Source organism: Hespellia stercorisuis DSM 15480 (assembly GCF_900142165.1).
In the GTDB taxonomy this organism is placed as follows: domain Bacteria; phylum Bacillota; class Clostridia; order Lachnospirales; family Lachnospiraceae; genus Hespellia; species Hespellia stercorisuis.
Map to the genome: position 1 here is coordinate 1 of NZ_FQZY01000061.1, position 25,566 is coordinate 25,566.

At 46.1% G+C, this 25,566-nt stretch carries 25 protein-coding genes, 1 tRNA gene and 2 pseudogenes; 26 read left to right on the plus strand and 2 right to left on the minus strand.

The window, feature by feature from the left end:
* From BUB85_RS21870 to thiI, 3 genes and pseudogenes are all read left to right on the plus strand, one after another.
* Positions 1–180, plus strand: a pseudogene (locus tag BUB85_RS21870) (transposase); the annotation flags it as partial.
* A gap of 181 nt (positions 181–361) precedes the next feature.
* Positions 362–1,519 (plus strand): cysteine desulfurase family protein, encoded by a 1,158-nt coding sequence (locus BUB85_RS16225; protein ID WP_073112421.1) that lies wholly within the window; start codon positions 362–364, stop codon positions 1,517–1,519.
* A 27-nt stretch (positions 1,520–1,546) separates the two neighbouring features.
* Positions 1,547–2,728 carry a tRNA uracil 4-sulfurtransferase ThiI gene (gene thiI / locus BUB85_RS16230; protein WP_073112423.1) on the plus strand — a complete coding sequence of 394 codons (1,182 nt, stop codon included), beginning with the start codon at positions 1,547–1,549 and terminating at the stop codon, positions 2,726–2,728.
* Positions 2,729–2,858: 130 nt separating this feature from the next.
* Here the strand turns inward: thiI and BUB85_RS16235 are convergent, their stop codons facing one another.
* A complete protein-coding gene (locus BUB85_RS16235; protein WP_073112425.1) occupies positions 2,859–3,092 on the minus strand; it encodes an HPr family phosphocarrier protein in 234 nt (77 codons plus the stop codon).
* Positions 3,093–3,213: 121 nt separating this feature from the next.
* On the opposite strand from BUB85_RS16235, the gene mtaB reads away from it, so the two are divergent.
* The 7 genes from mtaB (at position 3,214) to BUB85_RS16270 (ending at position 9,381) form a co-directional block, all read left to right on the plus strand.
* Entirely contained in the window at positions 3,214–4,518 is a 1,305-nt protein-coding gene (gene mtaB / locus BUB85_RS16240) for a tRNA (N(6)-L-threonylcarbamoyladenosine(37)-C(2))-methylthiotransferase MtaB (protein ID WP_073112427.1), read from the plus strand.
* A 73-nt stretch (positions 4,519–4,591) separates the two neighbouring features.
* Positions 4,592–4,855 (plus strand): IreB family regulatory phosphoprotein, encoded by a 264-nt coding sequence (locus BUB85_RS16245; protein WP_073112429.1) that lies wholly within the window; start codon positions 4,592–4,594, stop codon positions 4,853–4,855.
* 1 nt (position 4,856) lies between these two features.
* A complete protein-coding gene (ruvX, locus tag BUB85_RS16250) occupies positions 4,857–5,297 on the plus strand; it encodes a Holliday junction resolvase RuvX (protein ID WP_073112431.1) in 441 nt (146 codons plus the stop codon).
* 1 nt (position 5,298) lies between these two features.
* The gene (locus BUB85_RS16255; protein WP_073112433.1) at positions 5,299–5,559 is read left to right on the plus strand and encodes a DUF1292 domain-containing protein; all 261 of its coding nucleotides are present in this window, start codon (positions 5,299–5,301) and stop codon (positions 5,557–5,559) included.
* A 130-nt stretch (positions 5,560–5,689) separates the two neighbouring features.
* Complete coding sequence (locus BUB85_RS16260) at positions 5,690–7,354, plus strand: ribonuclease J (protein ID WP_073112464.1); 1,665 nt, start codon at positions 5,690–5,692, stop codon at positions 7,352–7,354.
* 12 nt (positions 7,355–7,366) lie between these two features.
* Positions 7,367–8,044: an O-methyltransferase gene (locus BUB85_RS16265; protein WP_073112435.1), complete on the plus strand. Its 678-nt coding sequence runs from the start codon at positions 7,367–7,369 to the stop codon at positions 8,042–8,044.
* Positions 8,045–8,148: 104 nt separating this feature from the next.
* Positions 8,149–9,381 carry a peptidase U32 family protein gene (locus tag BUB85_RS16270; protein ID WP_073112466.1) on the plus strand — a complete coding sequence of 411 codons (1,233 nt, stop codon included), beginning with the start codon at positions 8,149–8,151 and terminating at the stop codon, positions 9,379–9,381.
* Positions 9,382–9,413: 32 nt separating this feature from the next.
* Here the strand turns inward: BUB85_RS16270 and sigK are convergent, their stop codons facing one another.
* Complete coding sequence (gene sigK, locus BUB85_RS16275) at positions 9,414–10,037, minus strand: RNA polymerase sporulation sigma factor SigK (protein ID WP_242945462.1); 624 nt, start codon at positions 10,035–10,037, stop codon at positions 9,414–9,416.
* A 325-nt stretch (positions 10,038–10,362) separates the two neighbouring features.
* Here sigK and BUB85_RS16280 point away from each other — a divergent pair, with 325 nt between their 5' ends.
* The 16 genes and pseudogenes from BUB85_RS16280 to BUB85_RS21875 form a co-directional block, all read left to right on the plus strand.
* Entirely contained in the window at positions 10,363–11,919 is a 1,557-nt protein-coding gene (locus BUB85_RS16280) for a YifB family Mg chelatase-like AAA ATPase (RefSeq protein ID WP_073112468.1), read from the plus strand.
* Positions 11,909–12,991 (plus strand): DNA-processing protein DprA, encoded by a 1,083-nt coding sequence (dprA, locus tag BUB85_RS16285; RefSeq protein WP_073112439.1) that lies wholly within the window; start codon positions 11,909–11,911, stop codon positions 12,989–12,991. The genes BUB85_RS16280 and dprA overlap by 11 nt, the downstream gene beginning before the upstream one ends.
* Positions 12,992–13,020: 29 nt before the next feature.
* Complete coding sequence (gene topA / locus BUB85_RS16290) at positions 13,021–15,114, plus strand: type I DNA topoisomerase (protein WP_073112441.1); 2,094 nt, start codon at positions 13,021–13,023, stop codon at positions 15,112–15,114.
* A gap of 103 nt (positions 15,115–15,217) precedes the next feature.
* Positions 15,218–15,997, plus strand: a complete 780-nt coding sequence (codY, locus tag BUB85_RS16295; RefSeq protein WP_073112442.1) for a GTP-sensing pleiotropic transcriptional regulator CodY — start codon at positions 15,218–15,220, stop codon at positions 15,995–15,997.
* A 10-nt stretch (positions 15,998–16,007) separates the two neighbouring features.
* Positions 16,008–16,316: a hypothetical protein gene (locus BUB85_RS16300; protein ID WP_073112444.1), complete on the plus strand. Its 309-nt coding sequence runs from the start codon at positions 16,008–16,010 to the stop codon at positions 16,314–16,316.
* Between the two features lie 120 nt (positions 16,317–16,436).
* Positions 16,437–16,721 carry a co-chaperone GroES gene (locus tag BUB85_RS16305; RefSeq protein ID WP_073112446.1) on the plus strand — a complete coding sequence of 95 codons (285 nt, stop codon included), beginning with the start codon at positions 16,437–16,439 and terminating at the stop codon, positions 16,719–16,721.
* 31 nt (positions 16,722–16,752) lie between these two features.
* Entirely contained in the window at positions 16,753–18,378 is a 1,626-nt protein-coding gene (groL, locus tag BUB85_RS16310; protein ID WP_073112448.1) for a chaperonin GroEL, read from the plus strand.
* A 379-nt stretch (positions 18,379–18,757) separates the two neighbouring features.
* Positions 18,758–20,212, plus strand: coding sequence for an IMP dehydrogenase (gene guaB / locus BUB85_RS16315; protein ID WP_073112450.1), 1,455 nt, complete (start codon positions 18,758–18,760; stop codon positions 20,210–20,212).
* Positions 20,213–20,217: 5 nt separating this feature from the next.
* The gene (locus BUB85_RS16320; protein WP_073112452.1) at positions 20,218–20,916 is read left to right on the plus strand and encodes a peptidoglycan recognition protein family protein; all 699 of its coding nucleotides are present in this window, start codon (positions 20,218–20,220) and stop codon (positions 20,914–20,916) included.
* Positions 20,917–21,088: 172 nt separating this feature from the next.
* Entirely contained in the window at positions 21,089–21,871 is a 783-nt protein-coding gene (locus BUB85_RS16325) for a shikimate kinase (protein ID WP_073112454.1), read from the plus strand.
* Positions 21,872–21,874: 3 nt separating this feature from the next.
* Positions 21,875–22,387 (plus strand): YqeG family HAD IIIA-type phosphatase, encoded by a 513-nt coding sequence (locus tag BUB85_RS16330; RefSeq protein WP_073112456.1) that lies wholly within the window; start codon positions 21,875–21,877, stop codon positions 22,385–22,387.
* Positions 22,388–22,457: 70 nt separating this feature from the next.
* Positions 22,458–23,015 carry an elongation factor P gene (efp, locus tag BUB85_RS16335; RefSeq protein WP_073112458.1) on the plus strand — a complete coding sequence of 186 codons (558 nt, stop codon included), beginning with the start codon at positions 22,458–22,460 and terminating at the stop codon, positions 23,013–23,015.
* 419 nt (positions 23,016–23,434) lie between these two features.
* Positions 23,435–24,358: a DUF5688 family protein gene (locus BUB85_RS16340; protein ID WP_073112460.1), complete on the plus strand. Its 924-nt coding sequence runs from the start codon at positions 23,435–23,437 to the stop codon at positions 24,356–24,358.
* A gap of 159 nt (positions 24,359–24,517) precedes the next feature.
* Positions 24,518–24,589 (plus strand) — tRNA-Arg (locus BUB85_RS16345).
* A 21-nt stretch (positions 24,590–24,610) separates the two neighbouring features.
* Positions 24,611–25,249 (plus strand): hypothetical protein, encoded by a 639-nt coding sequence (locus tag BUB85_RS16350; RefSeq protein WP_073112462.1) that lies wholly within the window; start codon positions 24,611–24,613, stop codon positions 25,247–25,249.
* Between the two features lie 104 nt (positions 25,250–25,353).
* Positions 25,354–25,566: pseudogene (locus tag BUB85_RS21875) on the plus strand (IS5/IS1182 family transposase); the annotation flags it as partial.

Sequence of the window (25,566 nt, forward strand, 5' to 3'; positions counted from 1 at the left end):
GGTGTAGAAACTGTTCCAGCTGCATTGCGCTCGAGACACCATATCGATAAAATGCCAGTGCGTGGATTACTAAAATGCCGTTTACTGTTTGGGATTAAAATAGCTGCAATGAATGTAAGAAAGCTGGTCAAATATATGACCGGTTTGGATTCCTGCACCTTGAATACAGTAAATGCATAAAATCAGGTATGAAATGATCATGCTGTAGCACTAAACATACTTCAAAATCAAGCAAATGTATGCTTGAAGATAATATATTAAATTTTCAAGGAACAATATAGCAAAGAGACTGTGTTATTATGTCTCATTTGTCGCTTAACTCATACTATATACTAAGCATATCATAGAAAAGGAAAAGATAATGGAAGTTTATTTAGATAATTCTGCGACGACGAAGTGTTACGATGAAGTGAAGGAAATCACCGGGAAGGTGATGTGTGAGGATTACGGAAATCCGTCCTCTATGCACCGTAAGGGAATCGAGGCAGAGCATTATGTGAAGGAGAGCAGGGAGATCCTGGCGAGGCTTCTCAAGGTGGAGCCGAAGACGATTTACTTTACCTCCGGTGGAACCGAGAGTGATAATCTGGCACTGATCGGTGCAGCGAGAGCGAACAACAGGGGCGGCAAACATCTAATCACTTCTTCTGTCGAGCACCCGGCGATCCTGAATACCATGCGGTATCTCGAGGAAGAGGAGGGGTATACCGTCACCTATCTTCCGGTCGATAAAAACGGACAGATAGAATTGGAGGCTTTGAAGAAAGCACTCTGCAAAGAGACGATTCTGGTTTCTGTCATGTATGTGAATAATGAGATTGGTTCGGTCCAGCCTATTGAGGATGCGGTTCGCATAGTGAAGAGGTATAATAGCAGAATCCTGTTCCATTCGGATGCGGTGCAGGGATTTGGAAAATACCGGATTTATCCAAGGAGAGCCGGAATTGACATGCTTTCGATAAGCAGTCATAAGATTCATGGACCGAAAGGAATGGGCGCACTTTATATTGGAGAGAATGTGAAGATAAAACCGATTGCATTCGGAGGAGAGCAGCAAAAGAACGTGCGATCCGGCACTGAAAATGTTCCGGGGATTGCCGGTATGGGTGTGGCTGCAAAGCTGATCTATACGGATCTGGACCAGAAGGTTGAGCGAATGAGAGAGATGAAGCAGCATTTTATCGAGGGAGTCGGCAAGATAGAACATACGAAGGTGCACGGTCTGACGGATACATCATCGGCGCCACACATCATAAGTGTGGGTTTTGCAGGAATCCGGAGTGAGGTTCTGCTACATGCATTGGAGGAGAAGGGCATTTATGTCTCGTCCGGATCTGCATGCGCATCCAACCATCCGGCTATCAGCGGGGTACTCAAAGGAATCCACACGGAGAGGGAATATCTGGACTCCACACTGCGGTTCAGCCTGTCTGATTTTACGACGATGGAGGAGATTGACTACACACTGGAAATGCTGAACCAGTATGTGCCGATGCTTCGCAGATATACAAGACATTAAACAAAAAGAAAGAGAAGAGGAAAGAAAATGGTATTTCATTCATTTTTGATAAAGTACGGTGAGATTGGAATCAAAGGCAAAAACCGCTACATCTTTGAGGATGCCCTGGTTCGTCAGATGCGATATGCTCTGAAGAATGTGGACGGAGAGTTCAATGTGCATAAGGCACAGGGAAGAGTCTATGTGGACTGCGAGGGTGAGTACGATTATGAGGAGACGGTGGAAAGCCTGAAAAGAGTTTTTGGAATCGTCGGAATCTGTCCGGTAGTGCGTGTGGAAGAGCAGGGCTTCGAGCAGCTGAAAAAAGATGTGGTTGCCTATATGGATGAGATGTATCCGGATAAAAATAAGACCTTTAAGGTTGAGGCGAGAAGAAGTATCAAGAGCTATCCGAAAAATTCCATGGAGATCAACTGCGATCTGGGCGAAGTAATTCTGGAGACATTTCCGGAGATGAAGGTGGATGTCCACCATCCGGACATCCGTCTGAACGTTGAGGTTCGCCGTCAGATTTATATTTATTCCGAGATCATTCCTGGAGCTGGTGGAATGCCGGTCGGAACCAACGGAAAAGCCATGCTGCTGTTGTCCGGCGGAATTGACAGCCCGGTTGCCGGATATATGGTCTCAAAACGTGGGGTTGGGCTGGAGGCAACATATTTCCACGCGCCGCCGTACACGAGTGAGCGTGCAAAAGAGAAGGTAGTGGATCTTGCCAGACTGGTTGCCAGATATTCCGGACCGATTAAGCTGCATGTCGTGAATTTTACGGATATCCAGCTTTACATTTACGAGAGGTGTCCGCATGAAGAGCTGACCATTATCATGCGGAGATACATGATGAAAATTGCAGAACACTTTGCAAAAAAAGACGACTGCCTTGGACTGATCACCGGCGAGAGCATTGGACAGGTGGCGAGTCAGACTATGCAGAGTCTGGCAGCGACCAACGCGGTGTGCACACTGCCGGTCTACCGTCCGCTGATTGGATTTGACAAACAGGAGATTGTGGATGTGTCTGAAAAGATCAATACGTATGAGACCTCGATCCTCCCGTTCGAGGACTGCTGCACTATATTTGTTGCAAAGCATCCGGTCACAAAACCGAATCTGGAGCGGATCGAAAAATCTGAGAGAAGACTGGAAGAAAAGATTGATCAGCTTTTTGAAGAAGCGGTCAATTCTGTTGAGACGATCATCTGCAAATAAAGGTCGGTTCAAGAACCACGCTGCTCTCGGGAAGGGCTTTTTGCCCTTTCCTTCCAAATAAAAAACACATCTTGCTGTGTCAGCCACAACAGATGTGTTTGTTATATGCGGGTGTAAAAGGTGACCATCATTATTTGATGATGTATGGAGCTAATACAGCTAAGATTTCATCTAATGCACCATCAGCGTGGATGTTCAGATCGATCGGCTTTGAAAGATCAAGACTGAAAATACCCATGATTGATTTTGCGTCGATTACGTATCTTCCAGATACTAAATCAAAATCATAATCGTATTTTGTAATCTCGTTTACGAATGATTTTACTTTGTCGATAGAATTTAAAGAAATTTGTACTGTTTTCATGTTTAATTCCTCCTTATTATTGTGGCAGCGATGCTGCTGTCTTATCTACATTCTACGAGATAGGGGTGGAAAAGTCAAGGAACAATGACGTGAATATCAGTTAAAAACAGGAGAAATTTATATGAAGAAAGTAGCACTCCATAATCTGGGATGTAAAGTGAATGCATATGAGACAGAGGCGATGCAGGAGCTGTTGGAAAAAGAAGGATATGAAATCGTTCCTTTTAAAGAGGGGGCGGATATTTACGTGATCAACACCTGTACGGTGACGAATATGGCAGACCGCAAATCAAGACAGATGCTCCACCGCGCAAAAAAAATGAATCCGGATGCGATCGTTGTGGCGGCGGGATGTTATGTGCAGGCTCAAAGTGAGAAGGGGGAGATTGATGACAGCATTGATATTGTCATCGGAAATAATAAAAAACAGGACCTGATTGCCGTGCTGCGCGAGTATGAACAGAATCACGCGGAATGTGTCAGCGAGAATGTGATTGATATCAATCATACGAAGGAGTATGAAAATCTGCATCTGTCGAGGACCGCGGAGCACACGAGAGCCTATATTAAAGTGCAGGATGGCTGTAATCAGTTCTGCACCTACTGTATTATTCCTTATGCGAGGGGGAGAGTGCGCAGCAGAGATAAGGCTGAGATTGTGGCGGAAGTCACCGGCCTGTCGGAGAATGGCTATAAAGAGGTGGTGCTCACCGGGATTCATCTGAGCTCTTATGGAATCGATTTCCCGGAGGAGAGGGCAGAGAATCTGCTGTCCCTGATCGAGGCGGTACATGGAGTCAATGGGATTGAGCGAATCCGGCTGGGTTCACTGGAACCAAGGATCGTGACCGAGGAGTTTGCAAAGGCAATCTCGCAGATGCCAAAACTGTGTCCTCATTTTCACCTGTCTCTTCAGAGCGGGTGTGATGCCACACTGAAACGAATGAACCGTCGCTACAGCAGCGCGGAGTATCGTGAGAAATGTGAGCTGCTGAGAAAGTATTTTGAGATGCCTGCGCTGACAACAGATGTGATCGTCGGATTCCCTGGAGAATCGGAGGAAGAATATGCACAGTCAAAGGCGTTCGTTGACAGTCTGAACTTCTATGAGACGCATATTTTCAAGTACTCCAAACGGAAGGGGACGAAGGCCGCGGTGATGGAGAATCAGATTCCGGAGGATGTGAAGACAGCTCGCAGCAATGAGATGATTGCGATGGGGCATGAGAAGCAGAAAACCTATGAATCCTGGTTTTGCGGAAGACAGGTGGAGGTCCTTGTGGAGGAGCAGATCAGACTGGATGAGAGCACCGTTTGGACCGGGTATACAAGGGAATATATGAAAGTTGCACTACAAAGTGACAGGAACTTACAAAATTGTGTTGTAAAAGTGGAAATTGATAATGATTCACAAATTATGCATTGAATTTTATAAAATATTAGGTTAGAATGAGACTTGTATAAAGCTAGACGGAGAAAATAATGAACGGAGGAAGAAAATGAGTGATTTAAGCAATACACAATTTTTCCAGGTGGCGCCGGGACCGCAGATTCAAGCAAAAGATATTCTTGAAATTGTGTTCAAGGCACTGAAGGAAAAAGGATATAATCCGGTGAATCAGATCGTCGGATACATTATGTCAGGTGATCCAACATATATCACAAGTCATAACGGCGCAAGAAGCCTGATTATGAAAGTGGAGAGAGACGAATTGGTGGAAGAGATGCTCAAAGCGTATATCACACACAATTCATGGGAATAATATGAGAATCATGGGATTGGACTACGGGTCGAAAACAGTGGGAGTTGCAATCAGCGATCCGCTGGGATTTACGGCTCAGGGAATAGAAACGATTACTCGCAAGACGGAGAACAAGCTACGCCAGACTCTTGCGCGCATTGAGGCGCTGGTTGAAGAGTATGAGGTGGAGCAGCTTGTGCTCGGTTTTCCGAAGCATATGAATAATGATATTGGAGATCGTGCGGAAAAATCTCTCGAATTTAAGGCGATGCTGGAGCGGCGCACAGGATTAGAAGTAATCATGTGGGACGAGCGTCTGACTACGGTTGAAGCAGAGAGAACATTAATTGAAAGTAATGTACGGAGAGAAGATAGAAAGCAATACATAGATAAGATTGCGGCAGTATTTATTTTGCAGGGGTATTTGGATTCGATTTATATAAAGAATCAGACGGAGAACTAATATGGAAAAGATTAAATTTGAGATGGATGACACGAATGAAGTAGTGGATTTCTTTGTACTGGAACAGACAAGAGTAAATGGGGTAAATTACATTCTCGTGACGGATTCCGAGGAAGATGATGCAGAGTGTCTGATTTTGAAGGATACAAGTGCGTCTGAGGACGAGGAGAGTATATACGAGATCGTGGAGGACGACGTGGAACTTGCGGCGGTATCGAAAGTCTTTGAAGAACTATTAGAAGACGTTGAAATTGAAATGTAAAGTCTAAGGACATTTATATAACTGTGTTTGGTCAAAGAAAGCAGAAGCATCTTTCCCAGTGGGGGAGGAAGATGTCTTTTTTGTTTTGCTGTGGCCGTTCATGGAAAAGAAAGAAGATGGAGGTATTTTTTTGAAGAATGAGAACAACTCGAAATTGAAAATTATTCCACTCGGCGGTTTAGAGCAGATTGGAATGAACATTACTGCCTTTGAATTTGAGGACAGTATTGTCGTAGTAGACTGTGGACTCGCATTCCCGACAGATGATATGCTGGGAATCGATCTGGTCATCCCGGATATTTCATATCTGGAAGAGAATGCAGAAAAGGTGAAGGGCTTTGTGATCACACATGGTCATGAAGATCATATCGGTGCACTGCCGTATATTTTAAAGAAGATGAATCTTCCGATTTATACGACAAAACTGACGATGGGAATCATTGAAAACAAATTAAAAGAGCACAATCTGATGCGAACAACCAGAAGGAAGGTCGTAAAACACGGCCAGTCCATCAATCTTGGCAAATTCAGAATTGAGTTCATCAAGACAAATCATAGTATTCAGGACGCTTCAGCCCTCGCGATTTATTCGCCGGCGGGTATCGTGTTCCATACAGGTGACTTTAAGGTGGATTATACTCCGGTGTTCGGGGATGCCATTGATCTGCAGAGATTTGCAGAGATTGGAAAGAAAGGCGTATTATGCCTGATGTCGGACAGCACGAATGCGATCCGTCCGGGATTTACGCAGTCAGAGCGGACAGTGGGAATTACATTTGATCATATTTTTGCGGAACATCAGGATACACGTCTGATCATCGCGACATTTGCATCCAATGTAGACCGTGTGCAGCAGATTATCAATTCGGCGTACAAGTATGGCCGTAAGGTGGTCGTGGAGGGCCGCAGTATGGTAAATATTATCACGATTGCTTCGGAGCTCGGATATCTGAACATTCCAGAGAACACGTTGATTGAGATCGACCAGCTGAGAAATTTCCCACCGGAGAAGACGGTGCTGATTACGACAGGAAGTCAGGGAGAGTCCATGGCGGCGCTGTCACGTATGGCGGCTGGCGTACACAGAAAAGTATCGATCCAGCCTACTGACACTGTTATCTTCAGCTCCAGCCCGATCCCGGGTAATGAGAAGTCGGTTTCTAATGTAATCAATGAACTGTCAGCGCTTGGTGCAGATGTTATTTTCCAGGATACACACGTGTCAGGACATGCGTGTCAGGAAGAACTGAAGCTGATCTATTCACTGATCAAACCGAAGTATGCCATTCCGGTTCATGGCGAGTTCCGTCATCTGAAAGCCAATGCGGCGATTGCCAGATCACTCGGCATAGCAAAAGAGAATGTCTTTATTATGCAGTCCGGAGATGTGCTGGAAGTAAGTGAAGAATCTGCCAAGGTCGTGGACAAGGTTCATGTGGGCGGAATCCTGGTAGATGGACTGGGCGTTGGAGACGTGGGTAATATTGTTCTCCGCGATCGTCAGCATCTTGCGGAAGACGGAATCCTGATCGTGGTATTGACACTGCAGAAGGGGACGAACCAGCTCCTTGCCGGGCCGGATATTGTATCCCGTGGATTTGTATATGTGCGTGAGTCAGAGTCACTGATGGATGAGGCACGCAAGGTCATGGTTGACGCACTTGACAAGTGTCTGGGCGGCAAACATGCAGATTGGAATAAGATTAAATTAGTAGTTCGTGATACGATGAATGATTATATCTGGAAGAAGACAAAGAGAAGACCGATGATCATTCCGATTATTATGGATGTATAAGGAATAAATAATATGATAGTTGATGAGAGAATCGTTACTTTCATCCATTCCTTAGAGACAGAAAACAGTGAGCTTCTGGAGACGATAGAGAAAGAGGCACTGGATACCTCAGTGCCGATTATCCGTAAGGAGATGCAGAGTTTCCTGAAAGTACTGTTGAGAGTAAAGAAACCTATGCGCATTCTGGAAGTGGGGACTGCCGTAGGTTTCTCTGCGTTGTTGATGGCGGAGAATGTTCCGGAGGATTGTGAGATTACAACGATTGAAAAATATGAAAAAAGAATCCCCCTTGCCCGTGAAAACTTCAGACGGGCGGGGAGAGAAAAACAGATTACGCTTCTCGAGGGGGATGCACAGGAGATCCTTGAGGGGATGGCGGGAGAGTTTGACTTTATTTTTATGGATGCGGCGAAGGCGCAGTATATTTACTACATGCCGGAGGTGCTCCGTCTTCTCGTTCCCGGGGGGCTGTTGGTGTCTGACAATGTCCTGCAGGATGGGGATATCATAGAATCCCGGTTTGCCGTGGAGCGCAGAAATCGCACGATTCACAGCAGAATGCGGGAGTATCTGTATGCGCTGAAGCATGAACCACAGCTGGAGACGTCAATTATTCCACTGGGGGACGGCGTGGCGCTGAGCGTAAAAAGCGGGGAGGCAGATTCTAAGGCTTCAGTCCATATGGAATAATTATTGGAGCTTTGAATAAAAGGTTCGGATACCAGAGACAAAAAAACGATTTGGCGCTGGTATCCTGTTATTGAATTTGACAGAGAGGAACAGGAACGATGATCATGAGAAGACATCCTGAATTACTGATACCGGCGAGCAGTCTGGAAGTATTGAAAACAGCAGTTATCTTCGGTGCCGATGCGGTCTATATCGGCGGGGAGGCATTCGGACTGCGGGCAAAGGCAAAAAACTTTTCTATGGAGGACATGAAGGAAGGAATCATATTTGCCCATGAACACGATGTGAAAGTGTACGTTACAGCCAATATTCTTGCGCATAACGGCGATTTGAAGGGTGTGCGGGAGTATTTCACCGAATTAAAGAAAATAAAGCCAGATGCGCTGATTATTGCGGATCCGGGTGTCTTTGATATTGCAAAAGAAATCTGTCCGGAGATCGAACGCCATATCAGTACCCAGGCCAACAACACCAACTACGGTACCTATAACTTCTGGTACCGTCAGGGTGCAAGTCGTGTTGTATCCGCAAGAGAATTGTCGATGGCTGAGCTGAAAGAGCTGCGTGCCAATATCCCGGAAGATTTGGAAATCGAGACCTTTGTGCACGGCGCAATGTGTATTTCCTATTCCGGGAGATGTCTGCTCAGCAATTATTTTACGGGCAGAGATGCGAACAGAGGAGCCTGCACCCACCCCTGCAGATGGAAGTATGCGGTGGTGGAGGAGACGAGGCCGGGAGAATATATGCCGGTTTATGAAAATGAGCGTGGAACCTATATCTTTAACTCCAAGGACCTGTGCATGATCGAGCATATTCCGGAGCTGCTGGAGAGCGGGATAGACAGTCTGAAGATAGAAGGCCGCATGAAGACGGCACTCTATGTGGCAACGGTGGCGAGGACTTATCGGAAGGCAATCGATGATTACCAGAGAGATCCAAAGCTTTACGAGGAGCATATGCCGTGGTATCTGGAACAGATATCAAATTGTACCTACAGGCAGTTTACGACGGGGTTCTTTTTCGGAAAACCGGATGAGACAACGCAGATTTACGACAGCAACACTTATGTGAGAGAATATACGTATCTGGGAATCGTCGGTGAGGTGAAGGATGGACTCTGCCGCATTGAGCAGCGAAATAAGTTCAGTGTGGGAGAGACAATCGAAGTGATGAAACCAAACGGTGACAATCTGGAAGTGGAGGTTCTTTCTATCGTGGATGAAGAGGGAGTACAGCAGATAAGCGCACCGCATCCACAGCAGGTGCTGTATGTGGAACTGAGTGTTCCGGCACAGCAGTACGATATTCTGCGGCGCGCCGAAGAATCTATCTGATCGGTAATGGGCGGGAGTCCGCTGTCTGTACTTCAGGCTGGAAAATGAACGCGCAGCTTGGCGATTGCATTCTTTTCAATGCGGGAGATGTAGGAGCGGGAGATCCCCAATTGAGCGGCGATTTCCCGCTGCGTATATTCTTCCCCATTGTAGAGCCCGTAACGCATTTTCAGGATAAGTTTTTCACGTGGAGACAGGACTGTCTCCATTTTTTTATATAATGTCTGAATATCGTCCTTCAGGCTGATTTTCCCGACGGCGTCCTCGTCGCTGGTCTCGATGATATCGTACAATTGGATTTCATTTCCCTCGCGGTCGGTTCCGATCGGTTCAAAGAGTGAAACCTCGCGGGACATCTTCTTTTTTGCACGGAGCATCATGAGGATTTCGTTGGAAATGCACCGTGCGGCGTAGGTGGCCAGACGGTTTCCTTTTGTGGTGTCAAAGGTGGTGATCGCTTTGATCAGTCCGATGGTGCCAATGGAGATCAGATCGTCAGGGTCTTCGTCCAGGTACTGGTATTTTTTGATGACGTGTGCGACCAGCCGCAGATTATGCTCGATCAGAGTGTGTTTGGCTTCGAGGTCACCTTCCAGGTATTTCTGCATGTAGTATTTCTCTTCGGAAGCAGTCAGAGGCGGTGGAAATGACTTCACAAAAAGATACCTCATGGCATATTTGATACAGTTTATGTAGGGACAAAAATAAAAGTGCTTTTCCGTAGGAAAATTCTTGCGTTATTTGACGGGTTGTGTTATAGTTTAGCCACGATTCAGAGGGATTTCTTTCCCGTCTGTAATCTTTTTTTATCCGGTCGTTCGACCATATTTCACGTTTTGTTATTGCCAGGTGAGGCAGCATTATTGGAAGGGACACTGTGTTCTTTTTTAGGGATAGCCTGCACAGTGGATTGCCATATTTTCCGAAACTTGTTATCAGAGAAAATTCTCGGAAATATTCAGAAGAAAGGGTGTGTTTTTTGTGTTTAGTACAGTTTTATCAGCGACCATTGACGGGCTGTGTGTGGAGATGGTCCGGGTGGAGGTGGATGTCAGCAATGGTCTGCCAATGCTTCACATGGTTGGATTTTTGTCATCGGAGGTAAAGGAGGCGGGAGACCGCGTGAAGACGGCTATTGCGAATACGGGAATCCATATTCCGCCCAAAAAGATTGTGATCAATCTGTCCCCTGCGACCGTAAAAAAGAGAGGTGCGTCATTCGACCTCCCTATTGCACTCGGGATTCTGGCGGCCTTTGAATGCATCAACAGTGAGCCGTTGAGGAATGCGCTTGTGATCGGCGAGCTGAGCCTCGACGGAATGATGAGGAGTGTGACTGGTGTGCTCCCGATCGTGGCGGAGGCAAAAAAGCTGGGGTGTTGCACCTGCATTGTACCGGAGGCGAACGTGGAGGAGGCATCTGTGATTGAGGGCATGTGTGTGGTCGGAGTTTCCTGGCTGCAGGATGTTCTGGACTACACGTTTGACGCAAAAAAATTCCTGAAGAAAAACCACAGGGAAGACCGGGAAAGAGTGGCTGGAAAATCATGCAGGAGAACCGAAGCACCGGATTTTCAGGATGTGGCAGGACAGGAAACCCTGAAGCGCGCCGTGGAGGTAGCTGTGGCAGGGCAGCATAATCTGCTTATGATCGGGACTCCGGGAGCGAGCAAAACGATGATTGCAAAAAGGATCCCGTCGATTCTCCCTCCGCTCTCAAAAGAGGAGAGCATTGAGATCTCCAAGATATACAGTATTATGGGAATGCTCTCGGAGGTGAACCCGCTGGTCACGGAACGCCCCTTTCGCGAGGTGCACCACACAGCGACGAAGACCGCACTGGTGGGCGGAGGAACCATCCCGATGCCCGGGGAGATCAGTCTGGCTCACGGAGGTGTACTCATGATGGATGAACTGGCAGAGTTTCAGAAACAGGTGCTGGAGGTGCTCAGGCAGCCGCTGGAGGAACAGCAGATTCAGATCGTGCGTGCCCGCGGTTCCTATCTGTTCCCGGCGGATTTTCTACTGGTGGCAGCATTGAATCCATGTCCCTGCGGCTATTATCCGGATGCGAACAGATGTACCTGCAGTCCGGGGGAAATCAACCGTTATCTCGGCAAAATCAGCCAGCCGTTTCTGAGTCGGATGGATATCTGCGTGGAGGCATCCCGGGTGGAGTATGAAGAGCTGAATGCTGGGAAAAAAGGAGAACCGTCCGAAAAAATCCGGGAGCGTGTCTGTGCGGCGAGAAAGCGTCAGGCACTGCGGTATCGCGATCTGCCTGTACAGACAAACGGGAGGCTGACGGTGCATGAAATCGAAAAATACTGTGAGCTGGACCGGGAAGGTGCACGGCTCATGAAACAGGCCTACGATAAGATGGGGCTTACGGCGAGAACTTATCACAAGATCTTGAAGGTGGCGAGGACGATAGCAGATCTGAACGGTGCGGACCAAATTTCGGCCAGTCATGTGGCGGAGGCGCTTGGGTATCGGGCAATCGATAAAAAGTACTGGGGGAGATACGATGATGTATGAATACTGGTGGGCGAATGTCAGACCACTGTCGGATAAAAAGAAAATGGAGGTTAGACGGGGCATAGATTCCGCAGAAGAATTATATTATATAGAAGAAATGAAACTACGTATGTTTTCCTGTCTGGAAGAAGTGGATATCGCAGGAATCCTAAAGAGCCGCAGAATGTGGAAAACGAAGGAGGAATATGAGAAACTGAGGCAGCTGGAGATTGAGTTTATCCCCTGGTGGTCGGCCGGGTATCCGGAGCGCCTGTTGGAGATTTCCGATCCTCCCTATGCATTGTATGTCAAGGGAAAACTGCCGGATGAAAAACTGCCTTCAGCGGCAATTGTGGGGGCGAGAAAGTGTAGTCCGTACGGGGAGGCGCAGGCGACCAGGTATGCGCAGGAGCTGGCGGGAAGAGGGGTGCAGATCATCAGCGGAATGGCACGTGGGATCGATGGGATCGGACAGCGGGGAGCGCTGAATGTGCGCGGGAAAACATTTGCGGTGCTGGGATGCGGAGTGGACGTCTGCTACCCCAGAGAACACATCGGGCTGTATATGGATATTCTGGATCACGGTGGAGGGATCATCTCAGAACTGATGCCGGGAACGAAACCGCTGCCCTGGTTCTTCCCTCAGAGGAACCGGATCATCAGCGGTCTGTCCGGAGCGGTTCTTGTGATGGAAGCCAGAGAGAAGAGCGGGTCGCTTATCACAGCGGATCTGGCGCTGGAACAGGGGCGGGATGTATATGCCCTTCCAGGCCCGGTAAACAGTGCTTTGAGCCAGGGGTGTAACCGGCTGATCAAGCAGGGGGCGGGCATTCTGCTGTCCCCTGAAGAACTGCTGGAAGACCTTGCGGTTTTGGGGCGAAACAAAATGGAAAAGTTATATGAAAATGAAATAAAGCTTGAAACGAAAGAAAATATGGTGTATAGTTGTCTCGATTTCGAACCTAAAAATCTGGATAGACTGATCAGAGAGACAAAACTGCCTGTTACGGAGGTGCTGAGCGTTCTGATATCCCTTGAATTGATGGGATTGATAAGAGAAGTTTCGAAAAATAATTATAGTAAAATCATTTAGAATATAGCAATGAGCATGAAGGAGAAAAAATGGCACGCAATCTTGTAATCGTGGAATCACCGGCAAAAGTAAAGACAATTAAAAAGTTCCTCGGAAGTAGTTATACGGTGGCAGCTTCCAATGGACATGTAAGAGATTTACCGAAGAGCCAGATGGGAATTGATGTTGAAAATGACTTTGAACCGAAGTATATCACAATCAGAGGAAAAGGAGATATACTGGCAAATCTGAGAAAAGAAGCGAAGAAAGCAGACAAAGTCTATCTCGCAACTGACCCTGACCGTGAGGGAGAGGCCATATCGTGGCATCTGGCAAATGCGCTGAAGCTGGATGAGAAAAAAATGCGCAGAATCAGTTTCAATGAGATTACGAAGACCGCGGTAAAGACATCGCTGAAAAATCCGCGTAACATCGATATGGATCTGGTGGACGCTCAACAGGCAAGACGTATTCTCGACAGAATCGTGGGATACCGTATCAGTCCGCTGCTTTGGGCGAAGGTGAAGCGCGGGTTGAGCGCGGGGCGTGTGCAGTCTGTCACGCTGCGTATCATTGCGGATCGTGAAGAAGAAATCGATGCATTCATTCCGGAGGAATATTGGTCTCTGGATGCGATTTTAAAGATCAAGGGCGAGAAACGTCCACTGGTTGCCAAGTTTTATGGGACAGAGAAAAAGAAGATGACGATCCAGTCAAAAGAGGAACTGGATCAGATTTTGAAAAGTATAGAGAGTGCAGAGTACACGATAGCAGATATAAAAAAAGGGGAGCGCACCAAGAAGGCGCCGGTACCTTTTACGACGAGTACGCTTCAACAGGAGGCGTCAAAAGCACTGAATTTTGGAACACAGAAAACCATGCGTATTGCACAGCAGTTGTACGAGGGTGTCGATGTTAAGGGCAGTGGAACGGTCGGTGTCATCACCTATCTTCGTACGGATTCCACCAGAATCTCGGAAGAAGCGGACGCAAGTGCAAGAGAGTATATTGGAGAAATATACGGAAAAGAGTATGTTGCTGCCGGGACGAAGGCAAAAGAGAGTGACAAAAAGATCCAGGATGCACATGAGGCAATCCGGCCGACAGACATCACCAGAACGCCGGCGTCTATAAAAGAGTCTCTGTCACGGGATCAGTTCCGCCTGTATCAGCTGATCTGGAAACGGTTTGTGGCGAGCAGAATGCAGCCGGCCAGATACGAGACAACATCGGTAAAGATCTCGGCGGGAGAGTACCGCTTCACGGTTGCGGCTTCTAAAGTAGCCTTCGAGGGATTTCGAACTGTTTATACAGAGGCAGATGAAGAGAAAGAGGAGAGCAACGTTCTACTGAACGGTTTGTCGATGGACTCTCAGCTGACAAAAGAGGAGTTCGATACAAAACAGCATTTCACCCAGCCGCCTGCTCACTACACAGAAGCGGCGCTGGTTAAGACGCTGGAGGAACTGGGAATCGGTCGCCCGAGTACGTACGCGCCTACCATCTCCACCATCATTGGAAGAAGATATGTGGCGAAAGAGGGAAAGAATCTGTATATCACGGAGATCGGTGAAGTCGTAAATAATATTATGAAACGCTCGTTCCCAAGTATTGTTGACGTGAACTTTACGGCAACCATGGAGGGACTGCTCGATATGGTCGGCGAGGGAAAAGTTGCGTGGAAAGAGGTTATCCGTAATTTCTATCCGGACCTGGATCAGTCAGTGAAAACAGCGGAGGAAGAGCTGGAGAAGGTGACGATCGCAGATGAAGTGACGGACGTAATCTGTGAGGAGTGCGGAAGGAACATGGTGATCAAATACGGTCCGCACGGACGATTCCTTGCCTGCCCGGGATTCCCGGAGTGCAGAAACACGAAACCTTATCTGGAAAAAATCGGAGTGGCCTGCCCGAAGTGCGGGAAAGAGGTTGTTCTTCGAAAAACGAAAAAGGGAAGAAGATATTTTGGCTGTGAGGATAATCCAGAGTGTGATTTTATGTCATGGCAGAAGCCGTCAGAGAAAAAATGCCCTCAGTGCGGAGGGTATATGCTTGAAAAAGGAAATAAACTGGTCTGTGCAGACGAACAGTGTGGTTATGTGGAAAGTTTGAATGCCCGATCTACAAAAGAGAAAGATAATTAAAAAATTGTAAATAACGTTGAAATGCAGATAATTGTATGATAACATGGAAATATGCGTGAAATTTGCGCGAGTTGTATATACAATAAATATTTGGAGGCAATGCATGAGCGTACAGTTATTGGATAAAACGAGAAAGATAAACAAATTACTGCATAATAATAATACAAGCAAAGTTGTATTCAACGATATTTGTGATGTACTCACAGAGATACTGGAATCAAATGTTATCGTGGTCAGCAAAAAAGGAAAAATACTGGGAATCAGTGAATGCGGGGATGTCGAGGTGATTTGCGAACTGATCAAGGGGAGCGTGGGCAGCCGGATCGATGAGATGCTCAACGAGCGCCTTCTCAGCATTCTCTCAACAAAAGAGAATGTCAATCTGCAGACGCTGGGCTTTTCACCGGAAGCGGTCAAAGGGTACCAGGCGATCATTACACCCATCGATATCGCTGGAGAGAGACTGGGAACGCTGTTCATTTACAAGCAGAATGAGTTGTATGAGATCGACGACATCATTCTGAGCGAATACGGGACCGCGGTTGTCGGGCTGGAGATGCTTCGCTCTGTAAATGAGGAGAGTGCGGAGGAATCGCGCAAGGAGCACATCGTAGAGTCTGCAATCAGCACACTGTCGGTATCGGAACTGGAAGCAATCATTCACATTTTTGATGAGCTTGACGGGACAGAGGGGATTTTGGTGGCAAGCAAGATCGCGGACAGGGTTGGGATTACAAGATCAGTGATCGTCAATGCGCTTAGAAAATTCGAGAGTGCAGGAGTGATCGAATCTCGTTCTTCCGGAATGAAGGGGACCTATATCAAAGTAATCAACGATTACGTGTTTACAGAGCTTGACAGGATCAAGAAGGATAGAAAGTAGGCGACGCAGCATGTATGAAGGAAATCCAGCCACATTAAAAATAGAAAAGACGATTGCGCTGAATGGTGTCTTTGAGGAGAGCTCGAAGCAGTGCAGAGTCCTCCACTATGATCCGGAAGATGATTATATGAAACTGACACTGGAGGGCGCGAACCTGACGGAGATTCAGAGGGACGCAAAGTATCGATGCAGTATTACAACTAAAAAAGAAGTGTTGTCCTGTACGGGGATTATAAGAGACCGTTACCAGTCTGAAGAAGGGGATGTCCTGTTCTTCAAAATTGAGAACGGATTCTACAGTACACCACGCGAGAATTAATTATAAACAAATAATAAACTCTGTTGACAAATCCTCGGCAGAGTGTTATTTTATACACATGGGTTAGCACTCGTAAGAAATGAGTGCTAACAGAACATGAATATTTAAGGAGGCATTACTATGAAATTAGTACCATTAGGTGACAAAATTGTATTGAAACAATTAGAGGCAGAAGAAACCACAAAATCAGGAATCGTGTTACCAGGCCAGGCTCAGGAAAAGCCACAGGAAGCAGAAGTGATCGCAGTTGGACCGGGCGGCAATGTTGATGGGAAAGAAGTGACTATGCAGGTGAGTACAGGCGATAAAGTGATTTATTCAAAATATGCCGGAACAGAAGTTGAATTAGACGGAGAAGAATTTATCATCGTGAAACAGAACGACATTTTGGCAATCGTAAAATAAAAATCAGAATCAGAGAATGGAGTGACATATCATGGCAAAGGAAATTAAATTCGGGGCAGAAGCCAGAGCAGCATTAGAGGCTGGTGTAAACCAGCTGGCTGACACAGTCAGAGTTACATTGGGACCAAAAGGACGCAACGTTGTACTTGACAAATCTTTCGGAGCACCGCTCATCACAAACGACGGTGTTACGATCGCAAAGGAAATTGAACTGGAAGACGGTTTTGAGAATATGGGTGCACAGCTCATCAGAGAAGTTGCGGCGAAGACAAATGATGTAGCCGGTGACGGAACAACAACAGCGACTGTGCTGGCGCAGGCGATGGTTCATGAGGGAATGAAAAACCTTGCAGCAGGTGCAAATCCGATTGTGCTCAGAAAAGGAATGAAACAGGCGACGGAGACAGCAGTCGACGCAATCGCGAAGATGAGCAGCAAAGTGACCGGTAAGGATCAGATTGCGAAGGTTGCAGCAGTATCATCAGGTGATGCATCTGTGGGCGAGATGGTAGCTGACGCTATGGACAAAGTATCCAATGATGGCGTTATTACAATTGAAGAGTCAAAGACCATGCAGACAGAACTGGATCTGGTAGAAGGTATGCAGTTTGATCGTGGATACATTTCCGCATATATGGCAACAGATATGGATAAGATGGAAGCAAACCTGGAAGAGCCATATATCCTGATTACAGACAAAAAGATTTCAAACATTCAGGAAATTCTTCCGATTCTTGAGCAGATTGTTCAATCCGGAGCAAGACTGCTGATCATCGCAGAAGATATTGAGGGCGAGGCACTGACAACTCTGATCGTGAATAAACTGCGCGGAACATTCAATGTTGTTGCAGTAAAGGCACCGGGATATGGCGACAGAAGAAAAGCAATGCTGGAAGATATCGCCATTCTTACAGGTGGTCAGGTAATCTCCGATGAGCTTGGACTTGATCTGAAAGAGACAACACTGGAGCAGCTTGGACGTGCAAAATCTGTGAAAGTCCAGAAAGAAACAACAGTCATCGTTGACGGCGAGGGCGAAAAGGCAGCAATCGATGGAAGAATCGCACAGATCAGAGCGCAGATCGAAGAGACAACTTCAGAGTTCGACAAAGAAAAACTGCAGGAGAGACTTGCAAAATTAGCAGGCGGCGTTGCAGTAATCCGTGTCGGAGCAGCGACAGAGACAGAGATGAAAGAAGCGAAACTCCGTATGGAAGACGCTTTGAATGCGACAAGAGCAGCTGTGGAAGAAGGAATCATCGCAGGAGGCGGTTCTGCATACATCCATGCGTCCAAGGAAGTTGCGAAGCTGGTGGACACTCTGGAAGGTGATGAGAAAACTGGAGCGAAGATCATCCTGAAAGCATTGGAATCCCCATTGTTCCACATTGTTGCCAATGCAGGACTGGAAGGCTCAGTCGTAATTAACAAAGTGAAAGAATCAGAACCTGGAATGGGATTTGATGCGTATAAAGAAGAGTATGTTGATATGGTAAAAGAAGGGATTCTTGATCCTGCCAAGGTTACAAGAAGTGCGCTTCAGAATGCAACAAGTGTTGCATCTACCTTATTGACGACAGAATCTGTTGTATCTACAATCAAGGAAGACACACCGGCAATGCCAGCAGGCGGAGCAGGTGGGATGGGGATGATGTAGACAGGAACGAGGGTTCGAGAGGTTCGGGCACCCAAGTCGCCGATCCATATCCTACGGTGGACTGTTCGCGGTTCATTCCTAACAATAAAAATAGCGATGCTTCGGGCATCGGCAAAATTGACGGTCAGGCTGGATGCCTGGCCGTTTTAGTTGTCCTTGAAATTTGTTTGGAAAACAAATTTCATCCCGAGTGTTGCTGTTTTATTTTGTAGGGAATAAAAGCCACTCTCTTCAGACCGCGGGATGTGGAGTGATAAATTTTGTCTATAAAGGGGGAAGTTTTTACATTATTTTGAAATTACTTGACTTTGTGTGCCAAGTTTTGTACTATAATCGTTAATACAAAAAATCAAATTAGAAAAGGAGAGAAAGGAAAATCATGGGAAAAATTATTGGAGAAGGTATTACATTTGATGATGTGCTGTTAGTGCCGGCGTATTCGGAAGTGATTGCGAATCAGGTGGACTTACAGACGCGTCTGACAAAATCAATTAAGCTTAATATTCCGATGATGAGCGCCGGGATGGATACCGTTACAGAGCATCGTATGGCTATCGCAATGGCTCGTCAGGGAGGAATTGGTATTATTCATAAAAATATGTCCATAGAGGAACAGGCGGAGGAAGTAGACAAGGTAAAGCGGTCTGAGAATGGGGTTATCACAGATCCGTTTTATCTTTCGCCGGAACATACACTTGAGGATGCCAACAATCTTATGGCAAAATTCCGCATCTCCGGAGTGCCGATTACAGAAGGAAGAAAACTGGTCGGTATTATCACGAACCGTGATCTGAAATTTGAGGAAGATTTCTCGAAAAAGATCAAGGAGTCCATGACTTCCGAGGGACTGATTACAGCCAAAGAAGGAATTACGCTGAATGAGGCGAAGAGAATCCTTGCCAAGGCGAGAAAAGAAAAGCTGCCGATCGTTGATGATGATTTTAACTTAAAGGGTCTGATCACAATCAAAGATATTGAAAAACAGATCAAATATCCGGATTCTGCCAAGGACGCGCAGGGAAGACTTTTGTGCGGAGCAGCCATCGGTATCACTGCAAACTGTCTGGAGAGAGCAGAAGCTCTTGTGAATGCAAAAGTAGACGTAGTCGTGCTGGATTCTGCACATGGCCACTCTTTGAATGTAATCAACACAGTGAAGATGATTAAGGAAAAATTCCCGGATCTTCAGGTGATCGCAGGAAATGTAGCTACAGGCGAAGGAACCAGAGCACTGATCGAGGCGGGAGTTGACGCTGTTAAGGTTGGTATCGGTCCTGGATCAATCTGTACAACACGTGTGGTATCCGGAATCGGCGTTCCGCAGATCACAGCAGTTATGGACAGTTATGAAGTTGCGAAGGAATACGGAATCCCGATTATCGCAGACGGCGGTATCAAATATTCAGGTGATATGACAAAAGCCATTGCAGCTGGAGCCAACGTTTGTATGATGGGAAGTATTTTCGCGGGATGTGACGAGAGTCCTGGTACATTTGAACTGTATCAGGGAAGAAAGTACAAAGTATACCGTGGCATGGGTTCTATTGCGGCTATGGAGAATGGCAGCAAAGACCGTTATTTCCAGTCCAATGCAAAGAAACTTGTTCCCGAAGGCGTAGAGGGACGTGTTGCATACAAGGGAACTGTGGAAGACACCGTATTCCAGCTTATGGGTGGCCTTCGTTCCGGTATGGGATACTGCGGAACATCTACAATCGAAGACCTGAAAACGGGAGGAAGATTTGTGAAGATTTCAGCGGCTTCTCTGAAAGAGAGTCATCCGCATGATATTCACATCACGAAAGAGGCACCGAATTACAGCGTAGATGAGTAGGTTGAATGAAGAAAAGAAGTACCACAAAGAAAAAGAAGAATTATTTGAAAGAACTGACTAAGGATAAAAAAAAGCTGATGATCCTGGTGGGCACAGCTGTACTGGTGGTGATTCTGGTGGGACTGCTCCTGCGGTCGTATATAGTCAGGTCGAATAAGTATACGGAGAAAGAGAGCGCTGTGATTGATGCATCCAAGCCGGACATTGATGTACAGCTGCTGACTGTAAACGATTATTCGAGACCCGGTATTGAGACGGACAGGATTCGCGGAATCGTGGTGCATTATACGGCAAATCCGGGGGCAACAGCACAGAATAACCGCGATTACTTCGAGGGGCTGAAGGACACGCACGAAACTTCAGTGAGCAGTAACTTTGTGGTTGGCCTGGATGGAGAAATCATCCAGTGTGTTCCGACCTGGGAGGTTGCATATGCTTCGAATGACCGGAACCACGACACGGTGTCGATCGAGTGCTGTCATCCGGACGAGACGGGAGAGTTCAGCACTGCCACATACAATTCGCTGGTGCAGCTGACAGCCTGGCTGTGCATGAAGTTTGGGTTGGATCAGAACGATGTTATCCGGCATTATGACGTGACAGGCAAAAACTGCCCCAAGTATTATGTCGAGAATGAGAAAGAGTGGATTCAGTTTAAAGAATATGTAAAAGCGGCAATGGAGAGATCAGAGGCAAATCAATAAAGGATGTGTTTTCGTGTTTGGTTTTGAAGAGACCACATATTAGGAATCTGAAAAGCGGTGCGTGTTGCACCGCTTTTTACATGCTTGGAAATATCCGAATGTCTACTTTACATAAGGTCGAAAAATTGGTATACTATGAATAATTGTGAAAAAGAAGAGGTGGAAGAGGATAATGAACGATTTAGAGATGTATCGTGAGCAATTGGGTTTGTGTGACGATAAAATCATAGATGCTTTGGTAGAACGTAACGGGATTGTTGAGAAGATTATGACTTACAAGGAACGGTACGGAATGCCGATTCTGCAGCCGACACAGGAGGAGAAGCAGAAAAAACGCCTGAGAGCCAAGCTTGCGGAGAATAAATACCAGGATGAGATCTACGATGTGTTCCGCTGTATTCTGCATAACAGCAAGCGCATTCAGGCGAGAAAGCTGTTTTCATACAATATTGTTCTGATCGGTTTTATGGGAGCCGGAAAAACAACGGTTTCAGACTACCTGAGTACCTGCTTCGCGATGGATATCGTGGAGATGGATCAGGTGATTGCAGATCGCGAGGAGATGAGTATCCCGGATATCTTTGCTACATACGGGGAAGAATATTTTCGTGATTTGGAGACAAACCTGCTGATCGAGATGCAGTCGAAAAACAATATGGTGATTTCCTGCGGTGGCGGTGCTGCTCTGCGGGAGCGCAATGTGCAGGAGATGAAGAAAAACGGCAGGGTTGTCCTGCTCACCGCTAACCCGGAGACAATTTACGACCGTGTAAAAGACGGCGATGAGCGTCCGGTCCTGAAGGGGAATAAGAACGTTCCTTTCATCGCGGAGTTGATGGAAAAACGTCGGGAAAAGTATGAGGCGGCTGCAGATGTTGTCATCCACACAGACGACAAGGATGTCATGCAGATTTGTGAAGAACTGATTAATAAACTTACAGAAATGGATGCATAGCGTATGTTTGATAAGTTTTTTCCGGATGAATATGTAGCTTCAACTTATGTCATCCCATTTGAAAAATTGTATGAGAAGGGGTATCGCGGGGTGATATTTGACATCGACAACACCCTGGTTCCTCACGGTGCTCCCGCGGATGAGAGAGCAAAAAAGCTATTTGTAAAGCTTCGTGAAATCGGTTTTGATTCCTGTCTGATTTCGAATAATCAGGAACCGCGTGTCAGGATGTTCAATGAGGAGATTGGTACCCATTACATTTTCAATGCACATAAGCCTTCGCGCAAAAATTACAGGAAGGCGATGGAGATTATGGGGACAGACTGCTCAAACACATTGTTTGTGGGAGATCAGCTTTTTACGGATGTTTATGGCGCGAAGCGAACCGGGATGTACAATATCCTGGTAAAACCGATTCACCCAAAAGAGGAGATTCAGATCGTATTAAAGCGTTATTTGGAGAAAATTGTCCTCTATTTTTACAAGAAAAAACAAAAAAGGTTGAAAAATAGCTAGAATTATTATAGAATGGATTGAAATGAAAAGAACGTAATTTGCGTTAGGCGCATACTTTAAGGAGGATTATATGATTTCAGCAGGCGATTTTAAAAACGGTGTAACACTTGAGATTGAGGGGAATATCTATCAGATTTTGGATTTCCAGCATGTAAAACCAGGAAAGGGTGCAGCGTTTGTTAGAACCAAACTTAAAAATATTATCAGTGGCGGTGTAATTGAGAAGACTTTCAGACCGACTGAAAAATTCCCGAAAGCACATATCGAGAGAAAAGATATGCAGTACTTATATGCGGACGGTGACTTATACAACTTCATGGATGTAGAGACTTATGACCAGATCGCATTGAATGAAGAGGCGGTAGGAGATGCATTAAAATTCGTAAAAGAGAACGAGGTCGTTAAGATCTGTTCACATAACGGCAATGTATTTGCAGTTGAGCCACCGCTTTTTGTTGAACTGGCAATCACAGAGACAGAGCCAGGATTCAAGGGCGATACAGCACAGGGTGCTACCAAACCGGCAACAGTTGAGACAGGTGCTACAGTATATGTACCTCTGTTTGTTGAAGAGGGAGACGTGCTTAAGATCGACACACGTACAGGAGAATACTTATCAAGAGTATAATCTTAGCAGCAAAGCTGCGTAAGATTACGAGGAAGTAGCAAAGCGGATTCCGAGTATCCGCTTGGGTTTTGCAAAAGATGTTCCCCTACGCGTTCACATAGAAGTGAAAGCGTAGGGGAACATCTTTATCTCAGAAGAAGCTGCAAGCTTCTGCTGAGATAGCAGCAAAGCTGCGTAAGATTACGAGGAAGTAGCAAAGCGGATTCCGAGTATCCGCTTGAGTTTTGCAAAAGATGTTCCCCTACGCGTTCACATAGAGGTGATAAATTGAAATAAAAAACACTTGCTTTTTCGGAGAACATCGTTTATAGTATGACTTACATAATATTAATTCAAATCAGTTTCAAAGACACATCTCGTGTCAACATTTCAACATTTTAAAAGAATAATGACGGGCGCTTCAATTAGAGAGGAGTACTATGGATTATCAGAAATTCGTAAGCGCAGTCGAGGAAGAAATCAATCAGTTTTTCAGTGGGGATGTTCGTGCGCACATGTATGTCACCACAAAAAATAACGGAAAAGAAAGGAGAGGGATCACCATTGTGGAGAAGGGGATCAATATTGCCCCCACCATTTATCTGGAAGAGTTTTATGAACAATATCGGAAGGGGAAAGATATCCCGTCTATCGTAGAAAGAATTGCGGCGTTTTACCGCGAGGTCAGATTTGATGAGCCCTGGGACGCAGCATTTATGCAGGAGTATGACCAGATCAAGAACCGCATTGTTTTTAAAGTGATCAATGCGGAGAAAAATGCGAAGCTTCTGGAGCATACGCCACACAAAAAGATGCTGGATCTGGCAGCGGTGTTCTATGTTCTGCTGGACGTGTGCGATGGCGGGACAGCGACGATGCTGATCGATAATTCCCATATGCGGCAGTGGGGAGTGACGATGGAGGAGTTGTTTAGAACCGCACAGAAAAATGTAAAAAAATTGCTGCCGGCCCGTATGGAGACTATGCAGCAGGTTGTGTCGGATCTTCTTGAAAAACGGGGAGATGGAGAAAAACCCAGAAAGAAACGGGATCTCCTGGATGCGAATGAGGAGGTGCAGGAAGACACCATGTACATTCTGTCGAACGAACTGAAAAGCTATGGAGCGGCCTGTATTTTTTATGAGTATGTGCTGCAGATCATCGGGGTGAAGCTGGGGGAAGACTTCTATATCCTTCCGAGCAGTGTTCATGAGACGATTATCGTCCCGGAGAGCACATGCCTGAACCGGAAAGAACTGGATGAAATGATTGAGGAGATCAATGAGACACAGGTGGAAGAGGAGGAAGTGCTGAGCGATCATGCTTATATTTACCGAAACAGAACCGGTGCGATTTCGATGTGAGGGTATCAGAGCGGTCATGTGAATTAGGAATGTGAATTAGGAAGATAAGGAATGTGAATTAGGAAGATAAGGGCTTTACTTTCCACGAAGTTTGTGCTAATATTATTAAGCATTGTTCGGTGACGTCCGGATGACATCGGATAACAAATGCAATCATATACGCCTGTAGCTCAGTGGATAGAGCACTGCCCTCCGGAGGCAGGTGCAGCGGTTCGACTCCGCCCAGGCGTGTATCTTAATAAGGAGGTTTGGATGGGACGGCCAAAAATGATCGTTTCCGCAATACTGATATTTGTCATTGCAGGAACAGGGTTATTCTTTTTGACCAAAGACAGCAGAGCTGACCATACTACCGAGAAGACAGAAAAAGTTGAGATACAGACAGAGGACAAGAATACGAATCCGCTTGAGAAGAACAAGTATGCAGCCATCACGATTCTGATACAGGATTATTACAAGAAGGTGGCACTGGGAGACACGGATGGACTGTCAACAATTGTTGCGGTTCTGGATGACACAAAAGCATCCCACATCAAGAATGCAGAGAAGTTCACGGAGGCGTACACGGATATTAATGTATACACAAAAGAAGGAAAGCAGAAGGATTCTTACATAGCCTTTGCCTCCTATAAGATGAAGATACGAGACATAGACACACTGGTTCCGGGACTTGACACCTTTTACATTCAAAAAGGAGCCGGCGGTACATACCAGATCTGTGATGTTCCACAGTATGGTGAGACAGCTGATTATATTGCTGATGTGACACAGGAAGAGGATGTACAGGAGCTGGTGCACAGGGTGCAGGAAGAGTATACTCAGGCAGCTGCCGGGGATGCAACACTGCAGCAGGCATTGGATGATCTACAGTCCGCATATGGAAACGAATGATAAAAGGGGCTGTCGCACTAAGTAATTAGTGCGCAGCTCCTTTTTTATGCAAAAACACAAATGCCAGGCTTCGAAAAGCCTGGCAAAAGGTGTAAAATATACTTATGCTAATAAATAAAATCTTACAAAAGAATTATACTCTGGCAGAAGATTTTTATCAACTAAAACTGCCACTAAATATCGATTACATAATCCCAGATAATGATTCGGTGCGTTTGCTAAGTCAATTCGTGGAGGAGATGAATATTTCAGATTTATTAGGGACTTATTTCCGGATTCGGAAAAATACTGCAACGCCAAAACAGATGCTGAAGATT

Bases quoted from the DNA above. Each gene is read 5' to 3' on its own strand.
- BUB85_RS16225 (WP_073112421.1), top strand. From the start codon at position 362: ATGGAAGTTTATTTAGATAATTCTGCGACGACGAAGTGTTACGATGAA.
- thiI (WP_073112423.1), top strand. From the start codon at position 1,547: ATGGTATTTCATTCATTTTTGATAAAGTACGGTGAGATTGGAATCAAA.
- BUB85_RS16235 (WP_073112425.1), bottom strand. From the start codon at position 3,092: ATGAAAACAGTACAAATTTCTTTAAATTCTATCGACAAAGTAAAATCA.
- mtaB (WP_073112427.1), top strand. From the start codon at position 3,214: ATGAAGAAAGTAGCACTCCATAATCTGGGATGTAAAGTGAATGCATAT.
- BUB85_RS16245 (WP_073112429.1), top strand. From the start codon at position 4,592: ATGAGTGATTTAAGCAATACACAATTTTTCCAGGTGGCGCCGGGACCG.
- ruvX (WP_073112431.1), top strand. From the start codon at position 4,857: ATGAGAATCATGGGATTGGACTACGGGTCGAAAACAGTGGGAGTTGCA.
- BUB85_RS16255 (WP_073112433.1), top strand. From the start codon at position 5,299: ATGGAAAAGATTAAATTTGAGATGGATGACACGAATGAAGTAGTGGAT.
- BUB85_RS16265 (WP_073112435.1), top strand. From the start codon at position 7,367: ATGATAGTTGATGAGAGAATCGTTACTTTCATCCATTCCTTAGAGACA.
- BUB85_RS16270 (WP_073112466.1), top strand. From the start codon at position 8,149: ATGAGAAGACATCCTGAATTACTGATACCGGCGAGCAGTCTGGAAGTA.
- dprA (WP_073112439.1), top strand. From the start codon at position 11,909: ATGATGTATGAATACTGGTGGGCGAATGTCAGACCACTGTCGGATAAA.
- topA (WP_073112441.1), top strand. From the start codon at position 13,021: ATGGCACGCAATCTTGTAATCGTGGAATCACCGGCAAAAGTAAAGACA.
- codY (WP_073112442.1), top strand. From the start codon at position 15,218: ATGAGCGTACAGTTATTGGATAAAACGAGAAAGATAAACAAATTACTG.
- BUB85_RS16300 (WP_073112444.1), top strand. From the start codon at position 16,008: ATGTATGAAGGAAATCCAGCCACATTAAAAATAGAAAAGACGATTGCG.
- BUB85_RS16305 (WP_073112446.1), top strand. From the start codon at position 16,437: ATGAAATTAGTACCATTAGGTGACAAAATTGTATTGAAACAATTAGAG.
- groL (WP_073112448.1), top strand. From the start codon at position 16,753: ATGGCAAAGGAAATTAAATTCGGGGCAGAAGCCAGAGCAGCATTAGAG.
- guaB (WP_073112450.1), top strand. From the start codon at position 18,758: ATGGGAAAAATTATTGGAGAAGGTATTACATTTGATGATGTGCTGTTA.
- BUB85_RS16320 (WP_073112452.1), top strand. From the start codon at position 20,218: ATGAAGAAAAGAAGTACCACAAAGAAAAAGAAGAATTATTTGAAAGAA.
- BUB85_RS16325 (WP_073112454.1), top strand. From the start codon at position 21,089: ATGAACGATTTAGAGATGTATCGTGAGCAATTGGGTTTGTGTGACGAT.
- BUB85_RS16330 (WP_073112456.1), top strand. From the start codon at position 21,875: ATGTTTGATAAGTTTTTTCCGGATGAATATGTAGCTTCAACTTATGTC.
- efp (WP_073112458.1), top strand. From the start codon at position 22,458: ATGATTTCAGCAGGCGATTTTAAAAACGGTGTAACACTTGAGATTGAG.
- BUB85_RS16340 (WP_073112460.1), top strand. From the start codon at position 23,435: ATGGATTATCAGAAATTCGTAAGCGCAGTCGAGGAAGAAATCAATCAG.
- BUB85_RS16350 (WP_073112462.1), top strand. From the start codon at position 24,611: ATGGGACGGCCAAAAATGATCGTTTCCGCAATACTGATATTTGTCATT.